Origin of the sequence: Arthrobacter sp. Soil736, assembly GCF_001428005.1 — a bacterium.
Classification (GTDB): Bacteria; Actinomycetota; Actinomycetes; order Actinomycetales; family Micrococcaceae; genus Arthrobacter.
In genome coordinates this window covers 238,137-261,577 of the sequence record NZ_LMSB01000034.1, presented here as the reverse complement: position 1 = coordinate 261,577, position 23,441 = coordinate 238,137, and the positions used below count along the sequence as shown (strand labels likewise).

General features: G+C 67.2%; 24 protein-coding genes and 5 pseudogenes. 14 read left to right on the top strand and 15 right to left on the bottom strand.

Translation table 11 applies throughout. From position 1 onward, the window contains the following. Window position 1 precedes the first annotated feature (1 nt). The 5 genes from ASG92_RS18190 to ASG92_RS18170 all read right to left on the bottom strand — a co-directional run bounded on the left by ASG92_RS18190 (window position 2) and on the right by ASG92_RS18170 (window position 5,864). Window positions 2-856, bottom strand: a complete 855-nt coding sequence (locus ASG92_RS18190; protein ID WP_240987189.1) for a serine hydrolase — start codon at window positions 854-856, stop codon at window positions 2-4. Window positions 857-1,359: 503 nt separating this feature from the next. Then, window positions 1,360-1,941 carry a DinB family protein gene (locus ASG92_RS18185; protein ID WP_056631325.1) on the bottom strand — a complete coding sequence of 194 codons (582 nt, stop codon included), beginning with the start codon at window positions 1,939-1,941 and terminating at the stop codon, window positions 1,360-1,362. Window positions 1,942-2,170: 229 nt separating this feature from the next. Beyond that, window positions 2,171-2,374 (bottom strand): cold-shock protein, encoded by a 204-nt coding sequence (locus ASG92_RS18180; protein ID WP_013599688.1) that lies wholly within the window; start codon window positions 2,372-2,374, stop codon window positions 2,171-2,173. Between the two features lie 290 nt (window positions 2,375-2,664). Then, window positions 2,665-5,496, bottom strand: a complete 2,832-nt coding sequence (locus ASG92_RS18175; protein ID WP_056631322.1) for a PEP/pyruvate-binding domain-containing protein — start codon at window positions 5,494-5,496, stop codon at window positions 2,665-2,667. A 47-nt stretch (window positions 5,497-5,543) separates the two neighbouring features. Continuing rightward, window positions 5,544-5,864, bottom strand: coding sequence for a hypothetical protein (locus tag ASG92_RS18170; RefSeq protein ID WP_056631319.1), 321 nt, complete (start codon window positions 5,862-5,864; stop codon window positions 5,544-5,546). 31 nt (window positions 5,865-5,895) lie between these two features. Here ASG92_RS18170 and ASG92_RS18165 point away from each other — a divergent pair, with 31 nt between their 5' ends. Continuing rightward, window positions 5,896-6,165 carry a hypothetical protein gene (locus ASG92_RS18165; protein ID WP_056631316.1) on the top strand — a complete coding sequence of 90 codons (270 nt, stop codon included), beginning with the start codon at window positions 5,896-5,898 and terminating at the stop codon, window positions 6,163-6,165. Here the strand turns inward: ASG92_RS18165 and ASG92_RS18160 are convergent. Both ASG92_RS18160 and ASG92_RS18155 read right to left on the bottom strand, forming a co-directional pair. Next, complete coding sequence (locus ASG92_RS18160) at window positions 6,162-6,788, bottom strand: response regulator transcription factor (RefSeq protein ID WP_056631311.1); 627 nt, start codon at window positions 6,786-6,788, stop codon at window positions 6,162-6,164. The genes ASG92_RS18165 and ASG92_RS18160 overlap by 4 nt on opposite strands. After that, window positions 6,785-7,987 (bottom strand): histidine kinase, encoded by a 1,203-nt coding sequence (locus ASG92_RS18155; protein ID WP_082579590.1) that lies wholly within the window; start codon window positions 7,985-7,987, stop codon window positions 6,785-6,787. The genes ASG92_RS18160 and ASG92_RS18155 overlap by 4 nt, the downstream gene beginning before the upstream one ends. 209 nt (window positions 7,988-8,196) lie before the next feature. On the opposite strand from ASG92_RS18155, the gene ASG92_RS18150 reads away from it, so the two are divergent. After that, window positions 8,197-8,769: a heme-binding protein gene (locus tag ASG92_RS18150; protein ID WP_056631306.1), complete on the top strand. Its 573-nt coding sequence runs from the start codon at window positions 8,197-8,199 to the stop codon at window positions 8,767-8,769. A gap of 286 nt (window positions 8,770-9,055) precedes the next feature. Then, window positions 9,056-9,592: an ankyrin repeat domain-containing protein gene (locus tag ASG92_RS18145; RefSeq protein WP_157372286.1), complete on the top strand. Its 537-nt coding sequence runs from the start codon at window positions 9,056-9,058 to the stop codon at window positions 9,590-9,592. A 72-nt stretch (window positions 9,593-9,664) separates the two neighbouring features. Here the strand turns inward: ASG92_RS18145 and ASG92_RS29940 are convergent. The 5 genes and pseudogenes from ASG92_RS29940 to ASG92_RS29935 form a co-directional block, all read right to left on the bottom strand. After that, a pseudogene (locus ASG92_RS29940) lies at window positions 9,665-9,908 on the bottom strand (CoA-transferase); the annotation flags it as partial. A 1-nt stretch (window position 9,909) separates the two neighbouring features. After that, a pseudogene (locus ASG92_RS29300) lies at window positions 9,910-10,187 on the bottom strand (CoA-transferase); the annotation flags it as partial. A gap of 1 nt (window position 10,188) precedes the next feature. Further along, window positions 10,189-10,580, bottom strand: a 392-nt coding sequence (locus ASG92_RS29295; RefSeq protein WP_277309758.1) for a CoA-transferase, incomplete at its 3' end; no start/stop codon positions are given. A gap of 71 nt (window positions 10,581-10,651) precedes the next feature. Then, window positions 10,652-11,479, bottom strand: coding sequence for a CoA transferase subunit A (locus ASG92_RS18135; protein ID WP_056631302.1), 828 nt, complete (start codon window positions 11,477-11,479; stop codon window positions 10,652-10,654). A 121-nt stretch (window positions 11,480-11,600) separates the two neighbouring features. Further along, a pseudogene (locus tag ASG92_RS29935) lies at window positions 11,601-11,696 on the bottom strand (succinyl-CoA--3-ketoacid-CoA transferase); the annotation flags it as partial. A 185-nt stretch (window positions 11,697-11,881) separates the two neighbouring features. Here ASG92_RS29935 and ASG92_RS18130 point away from each other — a divergent pair. After that, entirely contained in the window at window positions 11,882-12,676 is a 795-nt protein-coding gene (locus ASG92_RS18130; protein ID WP_056631298.1) for an IclR family transcriptional regulator, read from the top strand. 165 nt (window positions 12,677-12,841) lie between these two features. Next, window positions 12,842-13,756, top strand: coding sequence for an NADP-dependent oxidoreductase (locus ASG92_RS18125; RefSeq protein ID WP_056631295.1), 915 nt, complete (start codon window positions 12,842-12,844; stop codon window positions 13,754-13,756). A 99-nt stretch (window positions 13,757-13,855) separates the two neighbouring features. Here the strand turns inward: ASG92_RS18125 and nadE are convergent, their stop codons facing one another. Beyond that, a complete protein-coding gene (nadE, locus tag ASG92_RS18120) occupies window positions 13,856-14,710 on the bottom strand; it encodes an ammonia-dependent NAD(+) synthetase (RefSeq protein WP_056631292.1) in 855 nt (284 codons plus the stop codon). Between the two features lie 75 nt (window positions 14,711-14,785). Continuing rightward, window positions 14,786-15,139 (bottom strand): annotated as a pseudogene (locus ASG92_RS18115) (LacI family DNA-binding transcriptional regulator); the annotation flags it as partial. 10 nt (window positions 15,140-15,149) lie between these two features. On the opposite strand from ASG92_RS18115, the pseudogene ASG92_RS18110 reads away from it, so the two are divergent. The 6 genes and pseudogenes from ASG92_RS18110 to ASG92_RS18085 all read left to right on the top strand — a co-directional run. Then, window positions 15,150-15,470, top strand: a pseudogene (locus ASG92_RS18110) (enolase C-terminal domain-like protein); the annotation flags it as partial. Between the two features lie 229 nt (window positions 15,471-15,699). Beyond that, window positions 15,700-16,947, top strand: a complete 1,248-nt coding sequence (locus ASG92_RS18105; protein ID WP_056631282.1) for an FAD-dependent oxidoreductase — start codon at window positions 15,700-15,702, stop codon at window positions 16,945-16,947. A 78-nt stretch (window positions 16,948-17,025) separates the two neighbouring features. Further along, on the top strand, window positions 17,026-17,607 hold the full coding sequence (pyrE, locus tag ASG92_RS18100; RefSeq protein WP_056631278.1) for an orotate phosphoribosyltransferase: 582 nt from the start codon (window positions 17,026-17,028) through the stop codon (window positions 17,605-17,607). Between the two features lie 84 nt (window positions 17,608-17,691). Beyond that, window positions 17,692-18,450: a GAF and ANTAR domain-containing protein gene (locus ASG92_RS18095; RefSeq protein WP_056631275.1), complete on the top strand. Its 759-nt coding sequence runs from the start codon at window positions 17,692-17,694 to the stop codon at window positions 18,448-18,450. Window positions 18,451-18,541: 91 nt separating this feature from the next. Next, window positions 18,542-19,105, top strand: a complete 564-nt coding sequence (locus ASG92_RS18090; RefSeq protein WP_056631272.1) for an STAS domain-containing protein — start codon at window positions 18,542-18,544, stop codon at window positions 19,103-19,105. 108 nt (window positions 19,106-19,213) lie between these two features. After that, the gene (locus ASG92_RS18085; protein WP_056631268.1) at window positions 19,214-20,263 is read left to right on the top strand and encodes an alpha/beta fold hydrolase; all 1,050 of its coding nucleotides are present in this window, start codon (window positions 19,214-19,216) and stop codon (window positions 20,261-20,263) included. A gap of 9 nt (window positions 20,264-20,272) precedes the next feature. Here the strand turns inward: ASG92_RS18085 and ASG92_RS18080 are convergent, their stop codons facing one another. Continuing rightward, the gene (locus ASG92_RS18080; protein ID WP_056631265.1) at window positions 20,273-21,103 is read right to left on the bottom strand and encodes an HAD-IIA family hydrolase; all 831 of its coding nucleotides are present in this window, start codon (window positions 21,101-21,103) and stop codon (window positions 20,273-20,275) included. A 52-nt stretch (window positions 21,104-21,155) separates the two neighbouring features. Here ASG92_RS18080 and ASG92_RS18075 point away from each other — a divergent pair, with 52 nt between their 5' ends. The 3 genes from ASG92_RS18075 (at window position 21,156) to ASG92_RS18065 (ending at window position 23,428) form a co-directional block, all read left to right on the top strand. Next, window positions 21,156-21,830: an RNA methyltransferase gene (locus tag ASG92_RS18075; protein WP_056631263.1), complete on the top strand. Its 675-nt coding sequence runs from the start codon at window positions 21,156-21,158 to the stop codon at window positions 21,828-21,830. A 154-nt stretch (window positions 21,831-21,984) separates the two neighbouring features. Beyond that, the gene (gene fbaA / locus ASG92_RS18070; RefSeq protein WP_056631260.1) at window positions 21,985-23,004 is read left to right on the top strand and encodes a class II fructose-bisphosphate aldolase; all 1,020 of its coding nucleotides are present in this window, start codon (window positions 21,985-21,987) and stop codon (window positions 23,002-23,004) included. Window position 23,005: 1 nt separating this feature from the next. Continuing rightward, complete coding sequence (locus ASG92_RS18065) at window positions 23,006-23,428, top strand: DUF3151 domain-containing protein (RefSeq protein ID WP_056631257.1); 423 nt, start codon at window positions 23,006-23,008, stop codon at window positions 23,426-23,428. Window positions 23,429-23,441 lie beyond the last annotated feature (13 nt).

The window sequence follows — 23,441 nt, the reverse complement described above, 5'->3', positions numbered from 1 at the left end:
CTTAGAACAGTTTCGCCGCAACCGCCTGCGTGACCTGATGGATGATTCCGGCGCCCCCGGGCATGCCTGCAGCGTCGTGTCCCAGGGTGTACACCACCAGGACGTATGCGCGCGTGTCCTGCACCAGGATGGCCGCATCATGCAGGTTGCCGTCGAGCAGACCGTACTTGTGGAAAACGTTGATTCCGGCCGGAACAGCGGCCGGAATCAACGACTCGTAGTTCGTGTACTGCATGTAGGAGAGCAGTTGGGCGGTGTTGGCACCGCTGAGAAGGCGGCCGCCGAACAGCAGCGCCAGTATCCGTGCTGTCTCAGCCGCGGTGAGGGTATTCAACACGCGGTCATAGGTGATACCGATCGATGCCGCGTAGTCCTGGATCCCTTGGTAGCCGATGGCGCCAAGGATCAGCCCCCAGGACTGGTTGTCACTTTGCTGGATCATCCGCCGGAGGTGGACTTCCGCCGTGGAACCGCCCATGGGGGCCGCCAACGAGACCAGCCCCGATTCGGCAAGATGGTAATAGGTGGCCGCGGCGAGAACCTTACCGGTACTCGCCGCCACGAACTTCTCGCGCACCCCGTATTCGTGAACGATGCCGTCCGCCATATCGATCAGGGCGACGCCCACTTGGCTGGGGGCGTTTGCCCTGATGATGCCGCTGACCTGCGCCTCAAGAACTGGATCGATGGCTGACCCCTGTGTGTCCGGAACGGCGGCAGAGGGCGATGCTGTTGCACGGATGGCGCTGGCACTCTTTGCGGGTGCTGGCTTTGCAGGTGCTGGCTTTGCGGGCGCTGGGGCCGTAGCCGTGACCGCGGGACTTGCGGATGTTGCTCGGCTGGGCGGCGTGGACAAGGGGATAGGGATCCTTGCCGGATTTGCAGGGCTGCCGACCGTCGACGGCGTCATCCCGCGCGGCGTGCCCGAGGTACCAAAGGGAGGCGGGAGGGCGGACGCGTACACCACCGCCGCGGCGGCCACAGAGGCAGCCACTGTAGCCGCAAGGGGGCTGACGAGACGGGAAACAGAGCCGCCGCCAGGCAGCCTGTGCCGGTGCCCTGGCCTCAGCGTCCGGCGGTCAGGGGTCCTGCGATGCCTGCCGTGGGCCCTGTTCACCGGCACAGTCCGTGCACCAGGTGGCGTTCACGGTTCCGGAAGCGGACGCCGCTCGGACATTCAAAGCACCACAGCGGCCAGCCTGGCGAGCACCCTGACAACGCCCCTCCCAACGCTTGTCACGCCTTGAGTTCGGTGCACCAAGCTTCGCCGGAGGAGGTTGTGAAAACCTTGAAGGCCGGTTGTTTCTGCACGTCAGGAGGGGCGGGCGGCAGTTGGACCCGGTCTGATTAGGTGAGCGCTTAGCGGGCCGCGGCCTCCCGGGCCGCTTCTTCAAGCCGGGCGAAGTGCGCGGCCTTCTCCGTGTCGCTGCGCATCGGCAGGTTGGGGTCGTTCGGGCCCTGACCTGCGGCGCCGTCGATGAGTTCGCGGAGGATGTCCGCGTGCCCGAGGTGCTGGGCCGTCTCGGAGCACATGTGCACCAGGATCTGCTGCAGGGTCACGTGCTTGCGCTCCTCGGGCCACCACGGCACCATGCCAGGCGCGTCGAGCGCGAGGGCCTCAATGGTGGCATCGCTGTGGTCCGCCGAGAATCGGTGCAAGGCGATGATGTCCGCGCGGGTCTCGGCAGGCGTCGCCCACATATCCGCATCAGGCTCCGCATCGTCGTCGAGCCACGGCACATCCCGCTCGCTCGGGCGTCCGAACACCTCGCCGAAGTAGCCCAGCTCTACGCTGGCAACGTGCTTCACGAGGCCTAGGAGGTTGGTGCCGGTGGGAGTCATGGGACGGCGGACGTCGTATTCGTCCAGCCCGTCGAGCTTCGCGAGGAGCTGCGCCCGCCGCGTCTTCAAGTAGCGGTGCAGAATCGCTTTGTCATCCATAGTGGGCACTATACCGAGGAAGCTCAGGTCCGGGCTGTCACCCCAGCAGTTCCGCACCACTTTGTCCCGCCACCCGGGCCCGCAAACCCGAACTGACGGGCGGCATAGGACTTGGAGCCGCGGAAACAGGTGCAGAACTGCGCCGGAACAGCAATGCAGCCAGGCCGAGGAGAACAAAAAACTCCCCTGTCCGTGCTCAGATCAGCACGGACAGGGGAGTTTTTAAGCCTTACAGCGGGCGAATGTTCTCTGCCTGCGGGCCCTTGGGACCCTGGGTCACATCGAATTCGACTTTCTGGTTTTCATCCAGGGAGCGGTAGCCGCTGCTGGCAATTGCCGAGTAGTGGGCGAAAACATCTGCTGATCCGTCATCCGGAGCGATGAAGCCAAAACCCTTTTCGGCGTTGAACCATTTAACTGTGCCTGTTGCCATTACTACTACTTCCTTTGTAACCCTTTTTCTGGTCCTGCTCCGACGGCAGGCAGATGCGGAGACTGTCTTCCGCTGTCTCAAACCTAGGGTGCGTTCGCTGGCCGTGCAATAGCTGCCGTCATCAACTGTCCCTCCTGTAACGGCAGATTCTGTTCACAGGGGCCAGCCGGACCTGCGCTTTCCTGATCTCGGACAGGGCGGATTTGAAGATATCCGGGCTCCGGAAGCACGAATTCCTCGGGCATTCCGGGCTACGGCGGGCCCCTCAATCTGCTCCTCGAAGGACCGGATTACGTCACGGTCCCAACGCCGGTAACGGTCCCGACGTCGGTTGCGGTTTCAACCTCGGTGATGGTCCCGGCGGCTCCGTCCACGACGACGGTCTGGCCGGTGCGCAGCCGGGTGGTGGCGTGGGGCACGCCGACGACGGCGGGGATGCCGTATTCGCGGGCCACCACGGCTCCGTGCGAGATGACCCCGCCCATCTCCATCACCAGCGCGCCTGCGGTCATGAAAAGCGGAGTCCAGCCGGGATCGGTGGACGGCGCCACGAGGATTTCCCCAGGTTCGAGATGCGCGCCCACGGGGTCCAGGATCACCCTGACCCTGCCCGCGGCCTTCCCGGCAGACGCAGGCGTCCCAACGAGGCTGGAGGCTGCAGCCGCACCTGCGACCGCGGCCTCGACGTCCGTGCCGTCGGAGAGCAGGAGCCGCGGTATGTGCCTCCGCCGAAGTTCCGCATCATAGATCCGACGACGCTCCGCAACCATTCCCTTCAGCTCGCCGCCACGAAGGCCCACGCGGGCCTCGTCGAAAGTCAGGAAGAAGACGTCGTCCGCAGCCACAATGGTGCCGGCCCTGGCCAGCTCGGCGCCGATGGCCGCGAGTTGCCTGTGGACTTCGCCAAAGACGGTCACAACGTAGAACTTGGGCAGTTCGCGCAGGCCGGCGAGCTGCCGCGTCCGGCGCAGGCACAGAGCCACCAGGCGGCCCCGCCACCGGCTCACTGCCCCGGCCCGGGCCACGAGGCTGCGGATTCTGGCCTCGGCATGGTCAGCAGCCCGTGCGAACTGCCGGTCCGGGGCCAACTCAGGATTCTCCACCTTTAGGTAGTTGGAGATCATTCCCAGAATGTGGTCCGGCTTCTCGGACCACCGCGGCATGCCAAGGTCGATTTCAGCCACGGCGCGGTGGCCGTACCGTTCCAGGAAGCGGCGCAGGCCGGCCTGGGCCACGGGCGGCAGCTCCCCGGCGGCATAGCTCACGGCCAGTTCGTCGGGACGCCTGCCCAGGAATGCCTCACGCGAGGCGGCGTCGTCTCGGACGGAAACAGCCAGACGCCACAATTCAAGGTCCATTTCGGTGGTCACGTTGTGGGGGAGTCCGCGCAGGACGGCCTCCAGCTCGCGGGGTTCGGCCACTCCGCGCAGAAGCCAGCGGGCCAGGCCCAGCATGGCGTATCCGGCGGCCGGTGCCGGCAGCGTAGCCCGGACCAGATCATCAACCGTGCGGGCCGGGGCATGCTGGGCGTGGTCAAGCCGCCTGAATGCTGTCGCTGGTTCAGGCAGGGCCAGGTCCGCCTCGAGCCGCTTTCCGAAGCGCAAAGCCCGGTGCAGCTCAGCCTTGGGCCGCAGGACGGCCCGGATGAGGGCAGGGACCAGCCAAACCACCATGGCGAGGCCCGCCGTGCCGTCCCTGCGGCGAGCTTCCGACGCCCTAGCTTTGGACGGGCGGGGCTGGCCTTTGGTGAGGCCGAACCTCGGGTCGTCGAGGAGCGCGGGCAGAACAGAAGCCGATCTTCCGTCTGCCAACGGAAGCCACTTCAGCAGCATCCGGCGGCCGTACGCGGTGCGGACAAATGGTGTCAGGTCCGCATACATCCTCAGCCCGGGGCTGACATAGGCCCACGGCGAGCTGCGGTTTCCCATCATGCCCATTACGGAGAGCCCCATTGGCGTGAGGGGGCGCGTCAGCCCCTGCAGCAGGGTGCCACAGAGATACACGCGGGTTTCACCGTCCGGCGCCGATTCCAGCCCGAAAGGCTTGGCGGACGACGGATCCGGCAGGGGATACAGGGTGGTGATCGGCCGCGACTGGGTCAGCCAGATTGTGCCCTCGGCGTCGATGACCCACTCCACGTCCTGCGGCTCCCCGAAAAGCTCCTGGGCTGATAGTCCCAGCGACGTGAGTTCACGGAGCTGCGCGTCGGTCAGGCCCGGGCTGCCGCCGTCGCCTGTTCCGGCATCGACGGGTCGCGGGCTGGACTGCCGGATCCGTCCCGTGGCCGTCTCCACCACGAAGTGGTCGGGAGTCACCGCTCCGGAAACCACGGCCTCCCCGGGGCCGGCGCTCGCATCGATGACCGTCTCGCCACGCGTGCCGGTGACCGGGTTTGCGCTGAACAGCACGCCGGCGGTGGTGGCGTCCACAACATGCTGGACGACGACGGCGAGGCCGACGTCGCTATGGCGGATCCCGTTGGCCGAACGGTACGCAACAGCCCGGTCCGTCCAGAGGGAGGCCCAGCAGCGCCGGACTGCCTGCATCACGGCGTCGGCCCCAACGATATTGAGGAAGGAATCCTGTTGCCCGGCGAAGCTCGCGAAGGGCAGGTCCTCGGCCGTGGCGGAGGACCGCACCGCCACGGCGGGCGGGCTGCCGGCGGGTTCGCTGCCGGCGGGTGCGCTGCCGGCGGGCGTGGACACGTCGCCCATTGCGGCGTAGGCCCTGCGAACGGCTGCCTCCACCTCGGGTGGGACGGGTGACGTCCCCACGAGTTCCCTCGCACGCATAGCAATTTCGCGCTGGGCATCTTCTCTCAGGGCACCCTCACGCTGGGCGGGCTCATTGCCGTCTGGACCGCCGGTGGCCGGCACCTCGCCGGTGTGTGCTGCCCCGGCTGCCAGGCCGTCAAGGCGGGCAGCCAGCGCGTCCAGCTCGGGAGGAACCGCCATCCTGTAGGCGGCCGTGGTCAGGCAAAACCCCGCCGGGACCGGGAAGCCGGCGTCGGCGAGCCTGCCGAGATTCAAGGCTTTGCCGCCCACGAGCGTTAGCGGTTCGGAGCCCAGCTGGCCGAGTTCCAGCACGAGCCGGTCAGGCGTGCCGCTCTCCGGAGGACTCATGTCCTGTGCCTCGTTTCTGGGTCAGGTTCGCTCGTCTGGCTTCCGGGCTACACGGTGGTGTCCGGCTCCTGGCCAGTGTCCTCCCACTGCACGTCGAGATTGCGGAATACAGGGGGTCCGTCACACAGTGCGGCCATTTTGGCGGCGAAGTCCGACGTTTCCGGCCGGTTGGAGTTCTCCATTGCTGACTCATAGGAGTCGAATTCCACGATGGTGAGGTAGGTCCCGGGCCGGTCGCGGTCCGCCGTGGCGATGATGCGGCGGAACGTCGGGGCAGTGGTTCCCTCGGTTCTAGACGGCCGGCCCAGCTCTTCGATCTCCTCGATCCGGGAGGTCTGGAATTCGATGATCTGCACAAACCTGGCCATGACGGCTCCTCGACGACGGCGGTGGAAGCTGATGCGGATCACCGTAGACCCGGTGCTGGGGCAACACAAGAGCCACGGCCACGCCGGCCACAGGTCCGAGCCGCAGACACAGGACGCCGTCACCTTGACCACCACGTCGGTGGGCAGCTGGGCCGGTCGCCGTCCTGACCCTGTTTCGCGCGGGAACAGCCGCGACACGCACCCGCCGCGGCGCGTCACCGCTGCCGGCCCGCCGAACGAGGTCACAACGGCGCTGGTCACGACGGCACTGGCCCGTGCGGGTTCAGCCGGACCCGGCTAGCGCATCCCCTCGCGGCGGATGGCGGTGGAAATAGCCGCGGCCCGGGTCTCCACGCCGAGCTTGGCGTAGATGTGGGCGAGGTGGGTCTTGACCGTGGCCTCGGAGATGAACAGCCGCTGGCCGAGCTCCCGGTTGCTCAGCCCCTCGGTGAGCAGGCTCAACAGCTCGGCCTCCCGCGGGGTCAGCACCTCGTCCGGATTGCGCAGCTGCTGGAACAGCCTGGACGCCACGGGCGCGCTCATCACGCTCTTGCCCTGCACAGCCCCGCGGACGGCGGCGAAGATCTCCTCCGGCGCGGCGTCCTTGAGCAGGTAGCCCATGGCCCCGGCGTCCACGGCCCGGACGATGTCGGCATCCGAATCGTAGGTGGTGAACACCAGCACGGCCTGCCTGCGGTTGCGTTCGCGGAGCTTCCGGATGGCCTCGATCCCGTCCATGCCGGGACCCATGGCCAGGTCCATCACCACGACGGCGGGGGAGTGCACCTTCATAGCGGTCAGCGCTTCCTCTCCGGAGGAAGCCTCGGCCACCACCTCGATATCCGGCTGGGTGCCGAGCAGGGCCTTGAGTCCGCTGCGGACCACAAGGTGATCGTCCACCAGGAGCACGGTTATGGCGCTCATTCTTCTTCCCTCACCGGCAATTGGGCGGCCACTATCGTTCCTTCGCCCGGCGTGCTTTCCACGGAGAAGGCGCCGCCGAGCTGCTCCACGCGTTGCCGCATGGCCCGCAGCCCGTACCCTCCGGCGTCCGACGACGGTGCTACCGCCGCCGGATCGAAGCCGGCGCCGTCGTCGTAAATGTCCAGGGTGACGGCCTCCGGGAGGAAGCCCAGGGTGATAGTGGCGTTCGCCGCGGAGGCATGGAGTTTGATGTTGGCTGCGGCGCTCTGCACCACCCTCAGGAGCGCATGGCGGACCTCGGCGGGGACGGGCCGCGGTTCGCCGGTGACCAGCAGCCTGGCATCGGGCACGTACTGGGACGCGGCCTGCAGCAATGCGTCCGGCAGCGGCGAGGCATCGAGCCCGGGGGACGCCAGTTCATGCACCAGGCTGCGGGTATCGGAAAGGTTGCGCCGGAGCAATTCGCTGGCTTCGCGGAGGTCCTGCCGGGACGTGGGGCCGGGCCAGGCGCGGTTGGCCGCTTCGAGGAGGAGCAGGCTGCTGGCGAGGCCCTGCGTCACGGTGTCGTGGATTTCGCGGGAGACGCGCTCGCGCTCGGCGATGGTGCCTGCACGGCGCTCGCTGGCTGCCAGCTGTCCCTGGGCGAGCGACACCTCGGCGTGCAGGCGGCGCTGCTCGGCGGCGTCGTGCTCTATGCGGTCGTAGATGAGCGTCAGCAGAACGCCGACGGCGAGCGGGCCCAGCAGCATGGCGAGATCGGTGCCGTCGCTCAGCCGGAACAGCCCTACGGCGGTGGCTACCGCCGTCGCGCCGGCCGCAATATAGGCCACGGCGCCCGTGAACGCCGTGCGGCAGAGGAAGAAGAGCGCGAACGAACACCAGGCGAAGCTGGGGGCGGAAATCACCAGCACTGCCCAGACCGCCACCAGGACGAACATCCAGACCGCCCAGGGACGCCGGCGCTGGGCCAGCACCGCGATGACGGCGTAGAGTCCACAGGCGGCCGCAGCCATGCCCAGGATCAGGAGGTTGTCCTGCGGGCTGTGCCGCATCACGTAGCGCACCACGGACGCCACCATCAGGACCGCAAAACCAAGGTGGACGGCGGCGTCAATGCGGCCCAGCCGGCCGCTGCCCGATGTTGCGGACTGCCGGTCGGGCAATACTTCCGGGGATGCGGCTGGGGCTGAGGAAGGCATGGTGGATCCGGTTCCGGTGGATGAAGTGCTAACCACCATGCTATTGCCCGCGCCGTTGCTGGTCTCTCAGCCTTTTGGCTGATCCCGCTGGCCCGAAGGAGGACACGGGTTCACCTGAAGGCCCGATGTGTCCCGTTCGGCCGGGCGGCACGATGGAAATGTAGCCGTTCAGGCCGTTCGAATTTCAGGCTTAGTTAGGGAGAACCATCGTGAAGAAGTCCCAGAAGATTTTTGCCGCCGCAGCAGCCGGGGTGGTCGTGCTTACCGCCGGTGCAACCGCGGCCGCCACGGCCGGTACGGCCCCGGCGTCTGCGGCGCCGGCAGCCGTGCCGGCCGCGGACGTCCAGCCGGTGCCCGAAAACGTCGTGTCCCAGAACAGGATCAGCGTGGGCGCCTCGGCTAAGGCCGTCGGCGCAGCGCTGGCCAAGTGCCAGGCGGACAAGCTGCCGTTCGTGACCGTTGCCCTCGTGGACCGGTTCGGCACGGCGCAGGCCATCCTTCGCGGGGACAACGCGGCCGAGCACACCATCGAGTCCGCCAAGCAGAAGGCCTACACCGCTGCCGCCTTTGGCGCGCCCACGAGTGAGCTGGCCAGGCGCATCACCGGCAACGGGCCCAGCATCGCCGACCTTCCGGGCACCCTTTACCTGCCCGGCGGCGTCCCGCTCAGGGTGAACGGCGCCTCCGTGGCAGGGATCGGGGTGGGCGGCGCCCCCGACGGCAAGCTTGACGAGGCCTGTGCAGTGGCCGGCGCCGAGGCGATTGCCGGAACCGCGAAGTAGGCTCCGCTTCATGGCAAGGTGCAGATCGCGGGTGAGGTGCAGATCGCGGGTGAGGTGCAGATCGCGGGTGAGGTCCAGCTCCGGCGGCTGGCGTTCAGCCGTAGCGCTTAGGCTGCTGGGCCTGGCGTGCCTGGCTACGCTGCTGGCGGGATGCGAGCCCGGTTCCCCGCCGGCCGGCGGACCGGCGTCGGGGAGTGCGTCCGGCAACAGCGCCGCTGCTCCGCCGTCGTCCGGCACGGCTGCTGCGGCGCCAGCCACCACCCGCCCTGCTGCCACAGCGCCCGTTGTGTCTAGCCCCGCACAGTCCCGGCCGGCGTTGGCGGAGGCCCAGAGGCAGCTGGACCAGCAGCTGATCCTGGCCGCCAAAGCCAACGACGCCGCCCTCGTCAGGAAACTGATCCAGGCCGGCGGGAACGTGAACGCCAGGGACGCCATCCAGGATTCGGCCTTCCTGTACGCAGGGGCTGAAGGCTTCAACGATGTCCTGCGGCTGGCCCTGGCCAACGGCGCGGACGTTGCCAGCACCAACCGCTTCGGCGGAACCGCGCTGATTCCCGCCTCCGAGCACGGCCACGTGGAGACCGTGCGGATCCTCATCGCCGCCGGCGTGCCCGTCAACCACGTGAACAATCTCGGCTGGACCGCCATGCAGGAAGCAATCCTGCTGAACAACGGCGGGCCGAACCAGCAGGAAGTGGTCCGGCCGCTGCTTGCCGCCGGCGCCGACCCCAACATCCGGGATCCGCAGGGCCGGACAGCCCTGGAGAACGCGGAACGGCTGGGCTTTGCCGAGATCGCCGCGCTGATCCGAGCACGGGGCTGACAGCGCAGCCGAACTGGCCCGGCTTTGGACCTCCGACCCCTGTTGGGCGCCCGTCTCAGGCTACTAAGTTGGTCAAAGCTGGGCCGGTTCGGCCAGCCGCTCCAGAGCAACCGTGAATTCCGCCTCGGTCTTCTCCCGTATCTCCTCGACGGTGACGCCCGGGGCGAGGCGGGTCAGCGTGAGGCGCCGGCCGCCGTCGTCCGTCTTTTCCAGATCGAAGACGGCGAGGTCGCTGATGATCCGGTCCACGCAGCTCAGCCCGGTGAGCGGCAGGGTGCATTCCTTGACGATCTTGGCGGTGCCGTCCTTGGCGTTGNTAGGTGCTTTGTGCCGCCGCTTTGGTCACGAGGTCGAAGACGGCGAGGTCGCTGATGATCCGGTCCACGCAGCTCAGCCCGGTGAGCGGCAGGGTGCATTCCTTGACGATCTTGGCGGTGCCGTCCTTGGCGTTGTGTTCGGTGAGGACCACGACGCGCGGGGTGCCGGCGACGAGGTCCATGGCGCCGCCCATGCCCTTGACCATCTTGCCGGGGATGGTCCAGTTGGCGAGGTCGCCGTTACCGGAGACCTGCATGGCGCCCAGGATGGCCACCTTNTCCATGGCGCCGCCCATGCCCTTGACCATCTTGCCGGGGATGGTCCAGTTGGCGAGGTCGCCGTTACCGGAGACCTGCATGGCGCCCAGGATGGCCACCTTCACGTGGCCGCCGCGGATCATGCCGAAGGAGGTGGCGGAGTCGAAGATGCTGCCGCCGGGAAGGACGGTGACGGTCTGTTTGCCGGCGTTGATGAGGTCGGCGTCCTCCTCGCCGTCGTAGGGGAACGGGCCCATGCCGAGCAGGCCGTTCTCACTCTGCAGGACCACGCGCACGCTCTCGGGCAGGTTGTTGGCCACGAGCGTGGGGATGCCGATGCCGAGGTTGACGTAGTCGCCGTCGTTGAGTTCTTCGGCCGCGATGGCAGCCATTTCATCCCTGGTCCAGGCCATGGGGTTCTCCTTGGGTTCTCAAAGTTGCGGGGGGGCTTAAGTGTTCGTTCGCGCTGGKTTGGCGGGGCTAATCAGGCCGGGGCTGCTGCGGAGGCGGGCTCGACCCTCGGGCGGACCGTGCGCTGCTCGATGTCCTTGACCCGGCTGCTGGCCTGGACCAGGCGCTGGACGTAGACGCCGGGCGTGACGATGTGGTTGGGGTCCAGGGCGCCGGGCTCGACTATGGCCTCKGCCTCGGCGATGGTGACGGCRCCCGCGGTGGCCACCACCGGATTGAAGTTCCGTGCGGTGTRGCGGTAGATCAGGTTGCCGTCGGTGTCSGCGGTGTGCGCGTGGACCAGGGCGAGGTCGGCCCGGATGGCCCGCTCCTGGACGTAGGTTTCGCCGTCGAACTCCGCGAGCGGCTTGCCTTCGGCGACCGCGGTGTGCGCGTGGACCAGGGCGAGGTCGGCCCGGATGGCCCGCTCCTGGACGTAGGTTTCGCCGTCGAACTCCGCGAGCGGCTTGCCTTCGGCGACGAGCGTGCCCACGCCGGTCTTGGTGTAGAACGCCGGGATGCCGGCGCCGCCGGCGCGCAGCCGCTCGGCCAGCGTGCCCTGCGGGGTGAACTCCACCTCGAGCAGCCCGGCCAGGTACTGTTCGGCGAACAGCTTGTTCTCGCCCACGTAGGACGCGATCACTTTGCGCACCTGGCCGGCCTCGATCAGGACACCGAGGCCCTTGCCGTCGACGCCCATGTTGTTGGAGACCACCGTGAGGCCGCGGACTCCGGAATCCCGCACGGCCTCGATCAGGTCCGCCGGGATCCCGCTGAGGCCAAAACCGCCGACGGCGAGCGTCATCCCGTCCCGCAGGACCCCGTTCAGCGCCTGGGCAGCGCCGGAATTCAGTTTGGACATCGCATCTCCTCGTTGAGCTGTGGGTGAGGCCCAGCTTGGCCATCATGATGCCGGGAACCGCGGTGGCCTGCCGGCGGTTTCGTTCCGGCCTACATCCGGCCGCTGTTCTGCGAGGGTCTTNGATCCCGCTGAGGCCAAAACCGCCGACGGCGAGCGTCATCCCGTCCCGCAGGACCCCGTTCAGCGCCTGGGCAGCGCCGGAATTCAGTTTGGACATCGCATCTCCTCGTTGAGCTGTGCCGTACGGTGGGCTGTCCACTTTGTGGACGAAGCGTCTGATCTTGGAGCCTAGGGACCTTCGAGTCGGCCTGTCAAGGGCAACTTTCTGCGTCAATTCACCGCCCATTACAGTGTGGACGGTAGGCTGTGGGGTATCCACAATATGGATACTTGAGGAGAATCATGAACCAAGCCCCAGTCCAGGGCGCCCAGGTGGTCAGCCGCGTTGCCGGGCTCCTGCGCATCGTGGGACGCCGGCCGGAGGGCAGTTCGCTCGTCGAGCTCGTGTGGGAATCCGGCCTCACCCGGCCCACCGTCCACCGCCTTCTCGCGTCACTGGCCTCGGAGGGACTCCTTGACCATGACCCGCGAAGCGGAAACTGGGTCCTGGGACCCGAGGTCCTGCTCATGGGAGCGGTGGCCTCCGCACGCTTCCCGCTGGAGGACATCGCCCGGCCGAGCCTCCGCCGGCTCGCCGAGGAAACCGGCGAGAGCGCCTTCTTCTCCATCCGCCGCGGCGCCGAGACCGTGTGCCTGCTGCGGGAGGAAGGCAGCTTCCCGGTCCGGTCGTTTGTGCTGCATGAGGGCGTCCGGTTTCCGCTGGGAGTGGCGTCGGCAGGCGCCGCGATCCTGGCCTTCCTGCCCGACGACGAGCAGGAACAGATCCTCTCGGACTGGGCCGCGCACGCAGGGGATTTCGCCGCAGGGCACACCGAAAGCGTGGTCAGGGCCAACCTCCGGCAGACGCGCCGCACCGGATATTCGGTGAACCCCGGGCTGGTGCTCGAAGGAAGCTGGGGGATGGGGGCGGCGGTCTTTGACCAGGCGGGCCGGCCCGCGTGGGCGCTGTCGCTGACCGGCATCGAACCTCGTTTCCGCGAAGACCGGCAGGACCTCCTCGGCCGGCTCCTGCTGGAGGAGGCCCACCGGTTCACGGTCCAACTCAGCGCCCCGGGCCGGGACCGGCGGCGGCACTGACGGCGGCGCCCGGAGCGGGGGACGCAAACTCAGGCCACAACTCAGGGCCGCCATAAGCGACCCCTGAGCGCCCTGCCCGAACTGTTGTGGAGCCGCATCGCCGTGCCTAGGCTTGCAGTCAGGCCCTGCAACAGAGCCCTGGACACCATCGAAGGAGCCAGCGCCATGAGCACAAGGATCTACTTTGAGGAATACGGCAGCCCGCAGGTCCTCAAGGTGGGCATCGAGGAGCTTCCAGAGCCCGGCGAAGGCCAGGTCCTGGTGGAGTTCCGTGCTGTGAGCGTCAATCCCATCGACTGGAGACTCGTAGCCGGCCACCTGAAACAATGGGCCCCGGTTGACCTCCCGGCTGTGCCCGGCTGCGAGGCGGCCGGTGTGGTCGCTGCGGTTGGGCCCGCATTTGAAGGATTCACCGTGGGTGATGAAGTGATTTGGAACGGCTTCATCGGCGGCTACCGGACCGAGGCAGTGGTGCCCGCTGATCAGCTGACTCCATTGCCGGCGGGAGTCGACTTCGAGCAGGCAGCGTGCATTCCGGTGGCCGGCGGGACGGCGTACTCGGCCCTGAAGCAGCTGGAAATCGGCGCCGACGACACCGTCCTTATCCACGGGGCCGCGGGCGGTGTGGGTTCGGGTGCGGTGCAGATCGCCCAGGCCTTCGGCGCGCGGGTGATCGGCACGGCATCGGAGGCGAATCAGGAGTACCTCAGGGAGCTGGGGGCCGAACCCGTAACTTATGGGCCCGGGCTGGCCGACAGGGTGCGGTCGCTGGCTGATGTGGCCGGTAATGTCACGGCCGTGCTGGACACCGTTGGCGGCGACGATTCAGTGGCCGCCACGGCGGAACTGCTTCAGGGCAGCAACCGGGCCGTGACCACCGTTCCCGGGAAGCGTTCGTCAGAGGCCGGGCTGGCGGCTGTCCGGCAACTGGAGGGCCGCATCGTGGAAGCCGCAACGCTCGCTGCCGAAGGCCAGCTCACCTTCACCATCGCCCACCGGATGCCGCTGATCGAGGCGGCCGAGGCACTGGAGATCAGCCGGGCCGGCCATGGCCGCGGCAAGATCGTGCTGCTGCCATAGGCTGGCAGCAGCAGGCGAGGCTGCTTTTGAGGTGAAGCGTTCGACGGCGTCCGGCGGCTTACCGCTCAAGCAGCTCCCGGCGTCGTGGTTCTACCCGAATCAGAGTCCTACCCTGGGCTCCTCCGGACCCTCGTGCTTCCACCAGGTGTCGAAGATGGTGACAGGGACGGTCCGCTTGTGCCGGGTCCGCAGGTACTTTTCCTCGATCAGGGCGGCAGCGGATTCGGGGATGTCGCGGCCCTCGAGGTAGTCGTCGATCTGGTCGTAGCTGATGCCGAGTTCGTCTTCGTCCGTGCGGCCAGGCCTGTCATCCAGGAGGTCGGCCGTGGGCACCTTCTCCCAGATCCGCGCGGGGGCACCGAGATGGGCCAGGAGGGCGCGGTTCTGCCGCTTGTTCAGGCCGAACAGCGGAAGGATGTCCGCGCCGCCGTCGCCGAACTTCGTGAAGAAGCCTGTCACCGACTCGGCGCCGTGGTCCGTGCCGATCACGAGGTAGTTGTGTTCGCCGGCGAGGGCGTACTGGGCGATCATGCGCGTGCGGGCCTTGGTGTTGCCCTTGTGGAAGTCGGAGATCCCGTTGCCCACGGTCTTCTCGAACTCGTCCTCGAAGCCGTCCACGGCCGCGGAGATGTTGAACGTCCAGTCGGTCTTGGCCTGGATGAAGTCCAGGGCGGCCTGCGCGTCGTCCTCGTCATGCTGCACGCCATAGGGAAGGCGCACGGCGACAAAATTGGCGTCCACGCCTTCAGAATCAAGCTCCTGGACGGCCAGCTGGGCGAGCCGCCCGGCGAGCGACGAATCCAGGCCTCCGGAAATGCCCAGGACGAAGCCCTTGGTGCCGGTGGCCTTGAGGTACTCCTTCAGGAAGGTGACGCGCTTGCGCACCTCCTCTGCAGGATCGATCCGGGGCTGAACGCCCATTTCTTCAATGATCTTGGCCTGGATTTCGCGCATGTGACCCAGCCTAGTCAGCGTGGTCGGGAACACTCAACTACGTTGCCGCGCCGGGCGGAATGCGTCGCGCATGAACTACGGAACGCGGGCGGGGCCGGTGGAGCCGCGGATGGTGAGGTGCGTGGGCATGACGGCAAGGCGCCGGCTGGGGCCGCCCTGCAGCGGATTGAGTTGGGCCAGGAGCATGGAGACGGCCACGCGTCCTGCCTGTTCGATGGGGGAGGCGATGGTGGTGAGCGGGGGGTTGCAGAAGTCCGCGCCGAAGATGTCATCGCACCCGACGATGCTCATGTCCTCGGGCACGCGAACGCCCCGCTCCCGCAGGCGCTGAAGCATGCCGATGGCCAGGAGGTCGTTGAAGACGATGCATGCCGTGGCGCCCGTGTGGGCGGCGGCGTCGGGGGCCGCGGCCCCGGAGGTGGTCTCGGGGCAAACGGACCAGGTGATGGATTTTGCCGCGCAGTACCAGATCAAGTCCGGCTTCCACGGCCCGACCGACATCTCCCCGGTGGGGTTCGCGGCCCAGCTGCACGTGGGCCTGGCGATCCACAACTACGGCATCCAGGAATACATGCAGCACTCCGACGCCACCAACACGGTGTTCGAGCAGTCCATGACGTTCGTGGACGGCTACCTGCACCCGGGGGACAAGCCCGGCATCGGCGTCGAATTCAACGAGGCGGCCGCCGCCACGTACCCCTACCAGCAGGCCTACCTGCCCTACAACCGCCTCGTCGACGGAACGGTCCACGACTGGTGACGGGCAACGGCGCACCGGCAGCGCCGGCAGCGCCCGCAGCACCTGGCAGCGTAGGCCGCACGAGCCACAATTTCGCTGCGGTTCCGGCCTGGCGACACCGAATCGGACCGGCGCTACGGGAATCCGCGTAGCGGCGGTCCGTTTCCGCAGCGCCGGCCACTTTTCGCAGCGAAATCCAGCAGCGAAATCCACCCGTGCCCCGCCGCGCGGACAGGCGTAGCGTTGGCTCATGGAGAGAACGGGTTGCGTGGTGGTCGGCGGCGGACCGGCGGGCATGATGCTGGGTCTCCTGCTGGCGCGGGCCGGCGTGGAGGTCACGGTCCTCGAAAAGCACGGCGACTTCCTCCGGGACTTCCGTGGAGACACCGTGCACGCGTCAACCATCCGCCTCATTGACGAGCTCGGCCTGGGCGGTGCATTCCGCGAGCTTCCGCAGAGCCGCCTGCGCAACGTCGCGTTCCCCGTGCCGGGTGTCGGGCTGGTCACGCTGGGTGATTTCGCATCCCTGCGCCCGCCGTACAACTACATCGCCATGATGCCCCAGTGGGACTTCCTGAATTTCCTGGCCAGGGCCGCCGCGGAGGAGCCGACGTTCACGCTGAAGATGGAACACAACGCGACGTCGCTGATGTCCGACGGCGGCCGGGTCACCGGCGTCCGCTACCGGACCAAGACGGGAACCGAGGGCGCGATCCGGGCGGACCTGGTGGTGGCCACGGACGGCCGGCATTCCGTGCTGCGCCAGGCCGCCGGCCTTAAGCCCAAGGAATTCCCGGTGCCGTTCGACACCTGGTGGTTCAAGCTGCCGCGGTATCCCTCCGAGAAGGGTGAAGTGGCCGGGATCGTGCCCTCGTTCAAGGGCCACGAGGCCATGATCGCGCTGTTCCGCGACGACTACTACCAGATGGGCTATCTCGGGCCCAAAGGCTCGGACGGCCGCATCCGTAGCGAGGGCGTGGAACGGTTCAGGGAACGCGTCGGCTCCCTGCGGCCCGACCTGGCCGACCGCCTGGACGCCATCAGTTCACTGGATGACCTCCACTGGCTCGACGTGCGGCTCAACCGGCTGCGGCGCTGGTACGTGGACGGGATGCTCTGCATCGGGGATGCGGCCCATGCGATGTCGCCGGCCGGGGGAGTGGGCATCAATCTCGCCATCCAGGATGCTGTCGCAGCGGCGGCGCGGCTCGCCCCTGCCCTCCTGCGGGGTCACGTGAGCCGCAAAGAGCTCGAAGCCGTTCAGCGCCGGCGGCAGATGCCCACGGTGGTGGTCCAGACTGTCCAGCGGATCATGCACCGCGTGGTGTTTGTTCCGTTGTTCACCGGCAGGAGGGCCGGGCCGCCGGCACTCCTGCCGTTTATCGCCCGCCGGGTTCCGGCGGTCCGGAAGGTCATGCCCCGCCTCATCGCCTTCGGGCCCCGGCCCGAGCACGCTCCCGGGTTTGCCCGGCGGCAGGAACCGCGGGCCGTGGCCTAGCGTGTCTCCGGCATGCTCCCCGCAGGCAGCCAGTACCGCCGGTCCGTCACAAATCCGCCACCCACTAAACTTGGACCCATGACTGCCACTCCGGACTCTGCATCCGACATTGCTGCCCGTGCCCGCCTGCTGGAACTCATCAAGGAGCTCGCCGTGGTCCGCGGCAAGGTCATCCTGTCCAGCGGAGCTGAGGCCGACTACTACATCGACCTGCGCCGCATCACCCTTCACCACGAGGCCTCCAGGCTCGTGGGGCAGGTCATGCTGTCACTGATTGACGACGCCGGCATCGACTTTGAGTGCGCAGGCGGCCTCACGATGGGGGCTGACCCGGTCGGCACGGCGGTCATGCACGCAGCCACTGACGCCGGCCGCACCGTGGACGCGTTCGTGGTCCGGAAGGCCCAGAAGTCCTACGGCATGGGCCGGCAGGTCGAAGGGCCGTCCGTCGAAGGACGCAAGGTACTGGTCCTGGAGGATACGTCCACCACCGGGGGCTCGGCGCTGACCGCCGTCGAGGGCGTCCGGAAGGCCGGCGGCAACGTGGTGGCCGTCGCCGTGATTGTCGACCGCGACACCGGAGCCAAGGAAAAGATCGAAGCCGAAACCGGCGTGCCGTACCTGTTCGCCTTCGGCAAGGACGAACTCGGCCTGAGCTGACAGCCTGCCCTGGTGGACGGCACACCCCGGGTGGCCTAGTATTTCGGTACCCTGGATCAGTCCCTTCACTTGGAGTACCCCGTCATGCGCCCGTCGGATCAAGCCCTGAGCAGTGTTGAGCAAATCCAGAACCTCATTCTGGAGAGCGCCGACTTTGAGGACTTCCTCAATGAGCTGGCGCGGTACTCGGCGCACCAGGTGGCGGGCGACGGTGACGACGCCCTCTGCGGAATCACGCTCCTGCGGGACCGCAAGGCGGCGACGATCGGCTGGAGCAGCGACTCCGCCCGCGAAGTGGACGAAATCCAGTATTCGCTGTCCCAGGGGCCGTGCCTGACCGCCGCGGAGGAAGACCGGGAAGTCCACGTTCCGGATCTCTTCGAAGAAGACCGCTGGGGCCCTGATTACGCCAACGCGGTGGCTTCGCACGGGCTGCGTTCGGTGCTGTCGCTTCCCTTTAATCTGCAGGGGGACGCGAAGGCCGCGCTCAACCTCTACTCTGACGTGCCGTACAAGTTCAATGAGATTTCCGCGGCCCGCGCCCGCGGGTACACCCGGGAGATCTCCCAGGCCCTGCGCCTGGCGGTCAGGTTTTCGCTGCACACGGACAGCGCAACGAATCTCCGCGCGACGTTGGAATCGCGGACCGTCATCGACATCGCCGTCGGCATCGTCATGGCGCAGAACCGGTGCAGCCAGGAGACGGCCGTCCGGATCCTCACCGATGCCTCGAGCCACAGCAACGTGAAACTCCGCGACATTGCTGCGTCGCTGGTGAATTCGGTGGGAGGCGCGGAGGCCCGCACGCACTTCGAGGAGCCCGGGAAAATTCAGGCGGGCTAGCCCGGCCGCCTGCTGCTTGTGCGGCCGGCCTGCCCGGGATAGGCTGTCCGAGGTTGAGCCGTCGGCCATAGACACCCCTTTTGGAGTACCTATGGACAACCAGCTTAATCCCCTCATTAAGATCGACGACGCCGCCGGCACCGCTCGGATCGATGTCCGGGGGAGGCTCACCCAGGCGTCCCGCCCGGATCTGATGCACGAAATCCAGCGCGTCCGCCGGACGGGCATCTCTTCGCCCATCACTGTGGATCTTTCGCACGCCGCTTTCGTGGAGTCATCCGCCCTCGCCGGCCTGCGCATCGACCTCAACGCCCTCGACGCCGGCACACGGCAGGTCTCCTCCGGAGCCGCGCCAGGCGTGTTGCTTGAGGTCATGGCCACCCGCGACCACGCCGCGGCGGAATCACGCCCTGACTTCACGGCGCTGACGAACCCGTCAGAGCTGTCCGAGGCGCTGGAGGCCGCAGGGCTCCGCCCGCTATCCGACTATTCCTCCGACGAGCTGCTCGCCGCGAGCGACTCGGTCTTCGGGCTGCTGGACGATCCAGCCGGGCATTCCGGACATGAACTGCTGGCCCGGTACGACGCAATCGGAGAGGAGATCGCCCGCCGGGAACTGGCCGAGTCCGCCGAGAAGCACGCCTCAAGCAACTGACCGGACCGGGTGGCCTCAACTTTACGATCAACAGCCTGCCGGGCCCGGTTGAACTGTGCTTAGGGCCTGAACTGTGCCTAAGGTTTGAAGTGTGCCTAGGGTAGTTCAGTGCCATACGAAGGAGCCGCTGGTCAGGCGGGTCAGGGGGAGCGGCCGGGGGCAGAAGCAGCCCGGCTTCTCCGGCATGCCGCGGAGCTGAAGCGGTTCTCCCGGCGGACATTCCTTGCCGGGGCGGGCGCTTCGTCCGTGCTCGCGGCGGACATGCTGCTGACCCGGACGGTCCAGGAGGAGCGCCAGGTCAACAAGATCCTGGTCGTGGAAGACGACTTTGCGAAGAGCTACTTCCCGAACGCCAGCTGGATCCTGTTCCCGGGCTACAAGACCAGCTGGGAAGAAGCGCAGTGGATCCTCAACTCACTGCGCGGAACGCTGCGGCAGCGCGGGCAGCTGGCGGCCGTCGGCTATTCCAACCTCGGTCTGGACATCGACCAGCTGGTCATCGCCGTGATCGAGCACGTCCGGGCCAACAACCTCACCAGGCTCTACTTCTACGGGCACAGCTTCGGCGGCATGGTCGCGACCCAGGTGGCGGCCCGGCTGCTCGAACTCCACGGCGCCGAGGTGGCGCTGATCGTGCTCGACTCCAGTCCCTACAGCAAGTTCGACGTCCTTGACCAGAGCTGGTTCGACGGCGTGGTGTTCCTGTACGAAAGCGGGTTCCGGATCCCTTCGGTGCTGCGCGGAGGGTACGAGCTGGGCGAGCGCGTGGTGCATAAGGACGAGCGCACCTGGCGGCAGATCCTGGACCAGACGCTGGAGCAGCTGTCCCCGATTGCCCCGTCCAGCGTGCTGATCCAGTCCGAGTCCGCCTACATCTACCACTTCGACGCCACCCGGTTCGCAGGCCGGATCGGCAAGACCCGGATGGCCTACATCGGAAACCCCCGGGACCAGACCGTCAATTACCAGACCGCCCGCCAGTCCTGGGCCCGGACGTTCGCCGACAACATGGTGTCCTCGGACCGTCAGACGGACGGAGCGCTGCCCGCCCACGCCAGCCCGGGCTGGAATCCGTTCGTCTACCGGCCGATCCTGGCGGCACTGCAGGACGAGATTTTGCCGCTGCCGTCGGGCGGCCGGAAAATGACGCCGTTCTAAGGGTTCCGGTCAGATCTGGTTCTTGAGATCCGCCACGGAGTTCAGCACCTGGTTGGGGCGGAACGGGTAGGCCGCGATGTCCTCGCGCTGGGTGATGCCGGTGAGCACCAGCACCGTGTGCAGCCCGGCTTCCATGCCGGCGATGATGTCCGTGTCCATGCGGTCGCCGATCATGGCGGTGGTTTCGGAGTGGGCATCGATCTGGTTCATGGCCGAGCGGAACATCATGGGATTCGGCTTGCCCACGATGTACGGTTCGCGGCCGGTCGCCTTGGAGATCAGGGCGGCGATGGCGCCGGTGGCGGGCATGGGGCCCTCCTTGGAGGGGCCGGTGGCGTCGGGGTTGGTGGCAATGAAACGCGCCCCCGCGAGGATCAGCCGGATCGCCATGGTGATCGCCTCGAAGGAATACGTGCGCGTCTCACCCAGCACCACGAAGTCGGGATTCTGGTCGGTAAGGATGAAGCCGGCCTCGTGCAGCGCCGTCGTGAGTCCTGCTTCGCCGATGGTGTACGCGCGGTTGCCGGAGTCGGAGCCCTGCACCTGGTCCTTCAGGAACTGCGCAGTGGCCAGGGCCGAGGTCCAGATGTTCTCTTCCGGGATCTCCAGACCGGAGGCACTCAGCCTGGCGGCGAGGTCCCGGGGAGTGAAGATGGAGTTGTTGGTCAGCACCAGGAACCGCTTGGACGTGTCCACCCAGCGCTGGATCAGCTCCGCCGCTCCCGGGACCGCCTGGTTTTCGTGCACCAGGACGCCGTCCATATCGGTCAGCCAGCACTCGATTTCCTGGCCGCTGCGGTACACCGCAGCGTTTCCCTTGACCTGATCCGCTTCTGCCACGATTACCTCCGCCGGTGATGGTTGCTTCCGGAGCCCAGTCTAGTGTTGAGGGGTGACTCAAACGCCCGGGACCCCAGCAGAACCCCAACCAGCCGCGGAGGAAACGCCGGAGCCAAAGCCGGAAGTCGGCGTCGGGCCCTGGGAAGGCGAGTGGCCGCAAGGCGACCATTGGGACCCGGACCTCCTGTCGGACGGAGACCGGCGCAACGTGGTGGACAAATACCGCTACTGGAAGCACGAGGCGATCGTGGCGGACCTCGATTCCAAACGCCACGAATTCCACATCGCCATCGAAAACTGGCAGCACGACCTCAACATCGGCACCGTGGTGCGCACCGCCAATGCCTTCCTCGCCAAAGAGGTGCACATCATCGGACGACGCCGGTGGAACCGCCGCGGCGCAATGGTCACCGACCGCTACCAGCACGTCCGCCACCACCCCACCGTGGCGGATTTCGTCGCGTGGGCGCAGGGGGAGGGGCTGGCCATCATAGGCATCGATATCTTCCCGGACTCGGTGCCGCTGGAGACGTATGAGCTGCCGCGGAAGTGCGTGCTGGTCTTCGGCCAGGAAGGCCCGGGCCTGACGCCGGAGGTGCATGAAGCTGCCCAGGCCACATTGTCGATCGAACAGTTCGGTTCCACTCGTTCCATCAACGCAGGCTCGGCGGCGGCGATTGCCATGCACGCGTGGGTGCGGCGCCACGTCTTCGGCCAGCACGTGTAGCCGCTGTCCGCCCGCCGGACCGGAACAAAGTGTTACCCGGCCCAGTGACCCGAAACACTGCCCCCGCGCAGAACTGGCTAGGATGGTTCGTAGCCGACGAGGTTCACTCCCGGGTCAACACAACCCGCAGACGAAATTCACTTTAGGAGTCAGCATGCCCATTGCAACCCCAGAGATCTACTCCGAGATGATCGACCGCGCAAAGGCGGGCGGCTTCGCATTCCCGGCGGTCAACGTCACGTCCTCGCAGACGCTGAACGCGGCCCTGCGCGGCTTCGCCGAGGCCGAGTCCGACGGCATCGTCCAGGTCTCCACCGGCGGTGCGGCCTACTGGTCCGGCGCCTCCACCAAGGACATGGTTGCCGGTTCCCTGGGCTTCGCCGCTTTCGCCCGCGAAGTTGCCAAGAACTACGGCGTCAACATCGCGCTGCACACGGACCACTGCCCCAAGGACAAGCTGGACGGCTTCGTCCTGCCGCTGCTGGCAGCCTCCGAGGCTGAGGTCAAGGCCGGCCGCAACCCGCTCTTCAACTCCCACATGTGGGACGGTTCCGCCGAAACCCTGCAGGAGAACCTGCGCATCGCCCGTGAACTGCTGGCGCGCACCGCTGCTGCCAAGATCATCCTCGAGGTCGAGATCGGCACGGTCGGCGGCGAGGAAGACGGCGTGGAGCACGAAATCAACGAGAAGCTCTACACCACGGTGGAAGACGCCCTGGCAACCATCGAAGCCCTCGGTGCCGGCGAGAACGGCCGCTACATCACCGCGCTGACCTTCGGTAACGTGCACGGCGTGTACAAGCCGGGCGGGGTGAAGCTGCGCCCGGAGATCCTCAAGGACATCCAGGCCCAGGTTGGTGCCAAGATCGGCAAGGAAAACCCGTTCGACCTCGTGTTCCACGGCGGCTCCGGCTCCTCCGACCAGGAAATCGCCGACGCCGTTTCCTACGGCACCATCAAGATGAACATCGACACCGACACCCAGTACGCCTACACGCGTCCCGTGGCCGACCACATGTTCAAGAACTACGACGGCGTGCTGAAGGTCGACGGCGAAGTGGGCAACAAGAAGACCTACGATCCCCGCGTCTGGGGCGCCTCGGCCGAAGCCGGCCTGGCAGCCCGCGTTGTTGAAGCCACCAAGCAGCTCGGCTCGGCCGGAAAGACCTTCTAGTATGTCCGACGAGTTCCGCAAGAACCTGATGGGTCCCGAGCCCACGCTCCTGCCTGCCGAGACCGAGGTCTACGCGCAGCTGGACGCGGGCCAGGAAGCCCTGGATCTGGTGGAGAAGCACCCCACATCCTCACTGCTGTGGGCTGTGCTGGCCGAGGAAGCCTGGGCTGACGGCCGCACCATCGACTCCTACGCATACGCCCGTGTGGGCTACCACCGCGGCCTGGATTCGCTGCGGCGCAACGGCTGGCGCGGAGTGGGACCCATCCCGTGGGAACACGAGCCCAACCGCGGCTTCCTGCGTGCCCTGTACTCCCTTGGCCGCGCATCGTCGGCCATCGGCGAGGCGGAGGAACCGGAACGCATTGAGAAGTTCCTCAATGACTCCGATCCGGCGGCCAAGGCCGCCATCGAAGCCAAGTAAATCCCCGCCGCCT